This is a genomic window from uncultured Shimia sp. (assembly GCF_913054185.1).
Classification (GTDB): Bacteria; Pseudomonadota; Alphaproteobacteria; order Rhodobacterales; family Rhodobacteraceae; genus Shimia.
The window spans coordinates 1-5,166 of the sequence record NZ_CAJXIV010000150.1; the positions used below are offsets into that span (position 1 = coordinate 1).

Genomic DNA, 5,166 nt, shown 5'->3' on the forward strand with positions numbered 1-5,166 from the left:
GCATCATGCTTGGGCGCTTCCACTTCGGTCCAGTCCGATCCGGGCCACCCCAACATGCCCCCCAGCAACCCGCTGTCAGGGCGGGTTTCCAGCAGATAGGCGCCATCCACACGTTTTGCGATGTACACCACCCCATGGCGGATGGGCTTGGGTCTCTTTGGCGTTTTCTTTGGCAACTCCGTAGCGGTGCCCGCCGCCTGCGCCTTACACGCGGTGCGCCAGGGGCATAGCCCACAGGCCGGGTTGCGTGGCGTGCAGATGGTCGCGCCTAGGTCCATCACCGCTTGCGCGTAATCGCCCGGACGCTCTTGCGGCGTAAGCGCAGCCGCTTTCTCAGTCAATTCAGGCTTTGCAGCGGGCAGGGGCGTGTGAATATCAAACACCCGCGCCATAACCCGCTCCACATTGCCGTCCACCACCGTCGCTGGTTGGTCAAACGCAATTGAGGCAACCGCCCCTGCGGTATAGGGGCCCACCCCCGGCAAAGTCAGAAGTACCTCCACGGTGTCGGGAAACACGCCATCATGCTCCGCGACTACATAGCGCGCGCATTTCAGCAAATTGCGGGCGCGGGCGTAATATCCAAGACCGGCCCACTCCGCCATGACATCCGCATCATCCGCCGCGGCCAGATCGCTTACAGTTGGCCAACGTGCCGTGAACCGCTCAAAGTAGCCTTTGACGGCAGCCACTGTGGTCTGTTGCAGCATAATCTCTGACATCCACACCCGATACGGGTCTGGCCGCACGCCTTCCGCGCGCTCCGTTGGCCCCACACGCCACGGCATTTTGCGGGCATTGTGGTCATAGAACGTCAACAGGTCGGCGCTGTCTGGCCAATCACGCAAGTTTTATCCTCACCGAGTTGGGTTTCACTGGCGCCCTCGCGCCGAGCCACTAAAATAGCGACCGACCAAAGGATGCAAGACCAACATGCGCCGCGCCACCACTAAAGGGTTCTCCCGCACCTCTTCGCTTCTGCGAGAGCGGATTCGCAAAGCTAGCGAAAGCCGGGGGTTTGCCGAGTCGCGCGTGTTGACCCATTGGGCTGACATTGTCGGGGGCGATATCGCGAGCATCTGCCAGCCCGTGGATGTGAAATACAGCCGTCAAAGTTTTGGCGCAACGCTCACTGTGTTGACCACCGGTGCGCAGGCACCGATGTTGGAAATGCAGAAAGAGACGCTGCGTACCCGTATCAACGCGGCTTATGGCTACAACGCCATCACCCATATGCGCATCACCCAAACCGCGCCCACCGGTTTTGCCGAAGGCCAGGCGCAATTTGGCGCGGCACCCAAAGTCGAGAAGCCCAAGCCGGATGCGGCCACCTGTGCGGAGGCTGCGGAAGTGGCCGCCCCAGTGGGTGACGATGATCTGCGGCAAGCGCTTGAGCGGCTTGCCCAAAACGTAATCTCAAAGAACAAAAATGCCAAGAAAGGTGTCTGAATGAACCGTTTTATCCCTGCGATTGCTGCTGTGGCCGTTGCCGCTGCTGGTGGCGCATACTGGCTGTCCAACACACAGCCCGCCACAACCACGGCCTTTGACCTGCCAGAAGTCAGCAACATTCAGACGGTGTCGTCTGAAGGCGCGACAAACGAGCATGGCATTGTGGAAATGGTGATGGGATCCGAAGATGCGCCAATCACCATTGTTGAATATGCGTCTTTCACGTGCCCACACTGCGCCAGCTTCCATGTCAACGTGCTGGAGCCGCTGAAGGCTGACTACGTCGACACCGGCAAAGTGAAATTTGTGTTCCGTGACGTGTATTTTGACCGTTATGGCCTTTGGGCCTCCATGGTGGCGCGTTGTGGTGGTCAGGAGAAATTCTTCGGCATGACCGACATCCTGATGAAGACACAGAAAGACTGGACCCGCGCTGGTGACCCGGTGGCGATCTCCGACAGCCTGCGCAAAACCGGCCGTCTGGCTGGTCTCGAAGACGACCAGTTGCAAGCCTGCTTGCAGGACGAAGACAAAGCCAAAGCGCTGGTGGCGTGGTTCCAGGAAAATGCCGCAGCGGATGACGTGAACTCCACGCCAACTCTGCTGATTGACGGCGAGAAGCACTCCAACATGAGCTACAACGATCTGAAAGAGATCCTCGACGGTAAGCTCGGCGGTTAAGCCAAAACAACGACCGGGCGGCTTAAGTCTGCCCGGTCACGCCGATGCGCGTCAGAAGCGCATCAATTGGTCCCCAATCCTGCAACTCCAAACGCACCGGCAAGGTCAGCACCTGCGGGCGCACTTCCAGTGGCAGGCGTACGGCGTCTTTCTCGGTTGTGACCAACTGCGCCCCCATCTTTTGCGATTCCGCATAGAGCCGGGTAAGCATCGCTGGTGGCAGAGCTTGATGGTCGGCCAGCGCTTCGGTGTGCACCAAGGTGGCACCCAGCCCGCGCAAAGTTTCAAAAAACTTCTCCGGATGGCCTATGCCTGCAAAGGCAAAAAACGGTGTTTCCGTCCAGTCCATGCCGGTTTGTAGAGGCTCCAATGCGCCTTTGGCATGGGGCAGGGACACCGCAGTGCCCCAGGTCTCGGCAAATCTCGCCTGCGCTACCTCATTGCCAATCGACAACACCACATCGCCGCGCGCCATGCCTGCGGCTACGGGTTCCCGCAATGGCCCTGCCGGAATACAACGCCCGTTGCCAAAGCCACGGTGTGCGTCCACGACAATGATTGAGGCATCCTTGTACACTGACGGGTTCTGAAACCCGTCGTCGAGCAGAATCACATCTGCCCTGGCCGCCTCTGCCGCTTGCACACCCTCGGCGCGGTCCTTGGCCACCCACGTGGGCGCAAAGGCGGCCAGCAAAAGTGGCTCATCGCCGGTCTCATCTGCCTTATGGGTGCGCTCATCGACCTGAACCGGCCCATCCAAGGTGCCGCCATAGCCACGCGAAACCACATGCGGGACTTTTCCCATGCCAATCAGCCGCTGGGCCAGCGCAATGGTGGTCGGGGTTTTACCCGTGCCACCCGCATTGATGTTGCCCACGCAAATCACCGGCACTGAGGCCTTATAGCCGCTGTTCTTACTGACGCGGGAGTTGGTGGCCCGCGCGTAAATCCCGCCCAACGGCGCCAATGCCCGGGCTTGCCAGCCGGGCCGAGCAGGACTGTTGGACCAGAACAAAGGTTCCTTCATGCTGGCTCCTCCTGCGTGTCCATCAACGCATGTGCGTGCTCTATCACCTTGTCGGAGACCGCCGCACTGTCAGACACCACTTGCCAACCGGCATGCGCCATTGCGGCCACCTGATCTGGCGCGGTGAGAAACATCAAAGCGGCAACCAAACTGTCTGCGTCTTTCACAATCCGGGCTGCACCCACATTGGCCAGCCGTGTATAGCTGCCCAGATATCGACGCACGGAGGGGCCATAAAGAATCGCACTCCCAAGTGCTGCTGGCTCCAGCGGGTCTCGCCCGCCTGCGCCCGAAATCAACGAACTGCCAACAAAGCTGATGGGCGCAATACGATACCACAGGCCCAGCTCATCCGGTGTTTCGGCAAACAACACCTGTGTGTTCTCACCGGGGAAATCACCATTGTCCCACTCCGCCACCCGCCAGCCTTCTTGGCCAATGGTCTCTCGCATTGCTTTCGCTGTGCTTGGATTGTCTGGCACCACAACCAGCAGCATTCGAAACGACAGCCGCAAAACCGCGCGATAGGCGTTCAGCACGGTCTCTAGCTCTTCCGGCTGCAAACGCGCCGCAAGCCACACCGGGCGCCCTGACAAACAGCTGCGCAACTCTTCAAGATCGCTGTCGCGCACCGGCAGGGCAGGAGCCTCTTCCATCAAGGTGCCACTGACCTCAACTTTGGAAAAGTCCCCAAGAAGTTTGCGCAGCCTTAGCGCGGTGGCCTTGTCCTGTGCAAAAATGGTGTTGAAGCGCGTCAACGTCCCGCGAATGGGCTCCGGACCCCAGCGTCGCTTTTGATCCAGCTTGGGGCGGTGCACTTCCAACATCATTGACGGAATGTCCCGTGTGCGCACGGCGTCAATTAGGGCGGGTCGAATGCTGGATCCCAGCCAAATCATGATCTCTGGCTGCCAATGCGCCAGGAACACGGCGATGTCCGCAGGGCTTTCTGAGGGGCAGGGCTGCCAGATCACGCCGTCGGGCAATGTCTGTGTCAGCGGTACGTTATTGGGTGTGGTCAAAAGCACATAGGCGGTGTCGCGTTGTGCGGCCAGTCGCAAACCCAGCTTGGCCAGGGTGCGCGCACGAGTTGGATCTGTGCTGTGCAGCCAGATGACCGCGCCCTTAGGGCGCGGACAGTCAATAGCGGCCAGCCGAGGGGGCTGGCGGCGCGCAAACGCAAGATACGCCGCAAGGCCAAGCGAGCGCGCCATCCGCAGATCTTATCCGAGTTCTTCGGTAGAAGAGGCCGCTGCCTGCTCATCCCGCAGACGGTGCAAATGCGCAATGAAGTACCGCATGTGAGCGTTGTCCACGGTCTTCTGTGCCTCAGCTTTCCACGCGTTGTAGGCGCTGTCGTAATCTGGGAAAATGCCAACAACATGGATGTCATCCACGTCTTTGAAGGCTGTTTTGGTTGGATCGATCAGTTCGCCACCAAAGACGAGGTGCAGTCGTTGTGCCATCTGGGCCACTCCTGTGAGGTGCTGAGTTGGCCGCAACCTACGGCGCTTGGCGGCAAGCCTCAAGGGGAGGATCGCGCCGCATGTCGCAAGTTTGACCAGATTTGCCTCAACTTCGGTGTGTCATATGGCCATGTAGGGCGGTTTTTGCTGAAGCGCACCGCATGTGTTGGCACTAGCCCCATCAACTAGACCTGATTGAGGTCAGGATAGACGCGCAGGTGAAGCCGCAGATGCCTCTGCGCCACCCAATATTGTTGCAAACTTTGTGGCCCGCTATCGGGCTGTGTGAGCTGGTGCCAGTGCCGCACAAATCTTATCTTTGAGCGCTTCTGGCGCGGCAATTACCCCTGCCAGACGTGGATCAGGATTGTTGAACCGCAGCGGCGCGCCATGGCGGTCGGCCGTGGCCGCCCCCGCCTCTCGGATGATCAAATCCCCTGCGGCCACATCCCATTCCCATGTCGGGCGCAACGTGACCATGGCATCAAACCGTCCTTCCGCCACCAATGCCGTGCGATAGGCCAGCGACGGGCGATAGCC

General features: G+C 59.9%; 7 protein-coding genes. 2 read left to right on the forward strand and 5 right to left on the reverse strand.

From position 1 onward, the window contains the following. Positions 1-848: A/G-specific adenine glycosylase (mutY, locus tag QZ517_RS19485; protein WP_294230545.1), on the reverse strand; the 848-nt coding region annotated here is incomplete at its 3' end. 85 nt (positions 849-933) lie between these two features. Between mutY and QZ517_RS19490 the strand changes: the two genes are divergently transcribed. Continuing rightward, complete coding sequence (locus tag QZ517_RS19490; RefSeq protein WP_294230548.1) at positions 934-1,449, forward strand: DUF721 domain-containing protein; 516 nt, start codon at positions 934-936, stop codon at positions 1,447-1,449. Then, the gene (locus tag QZ517_RS19495) at positions 1,450-2,133 is read left to right on the forward strand and encodes a DsbA family protein (protein ID WP_294230551.1); all 684 of its coding nucleotides are present in this window, start codon (positions 1,450-1,452) and stop codon (positions 2,131-2,133) included. 22 nt (positions 2,134-2,155) lie between these two features. On the opposite strand, the gene lpxK is transcribed toward QZ517_RS19495, so the two are convergent. The 4 genes from lpxK to QZ517_RS19515 form a co-directional block, all read right to left on the reverse strand. Continuing rightward, positions 2,156-3,160: a tetraacyldisaccharide 4'-kinase gene (lpxK, locus tag QZ517_RS19500; protein ID WP_294230554.1), complete on the reverse strand. Its 1,005-nt coding sequence runs from the start codon at positions 3,158-3,160 to the stop codon at positions 2,156-2,158. Next, complete coding sequence (locus QZ517_RS19505) at positions 3,157-4,374, reverse strand: glycosyltransferase N-terminal domain-containing protein (protein WP_294230556.1); 1,218 nt, start codon at positions 4,372-4,374, stop codon at positions 3,157-3,159. Before QZ517_RS19505 ends, lpxK begins: the two co-directional genes overlap by 4 nt. A gap of 9 nt (positions 4,375-4,383) precedes the next feature. Next, the gene (locus QZ517_RS19510; RefSeq protein WP_164644337.1) at positions 4,384-4,626 is read right to left on the reverse strand and encodes a DUF4170 domain-containing protein; all 243 of its coding nucleotides are present in this window, start codon (positions 4,624-4,626) and stop codon (positions 4,384-4,386) included. Positions 4,627-4,899: 273 nt separating this feature from the next. Continuing rightward, a partial coding sequence (locus QZ517_RS19515) for an inositol monophosphatase family protein (protein WP_294230559.1) occupies positions 4,900-5,166 on the reverse strand: 267 nt, incomplete at its 5' end.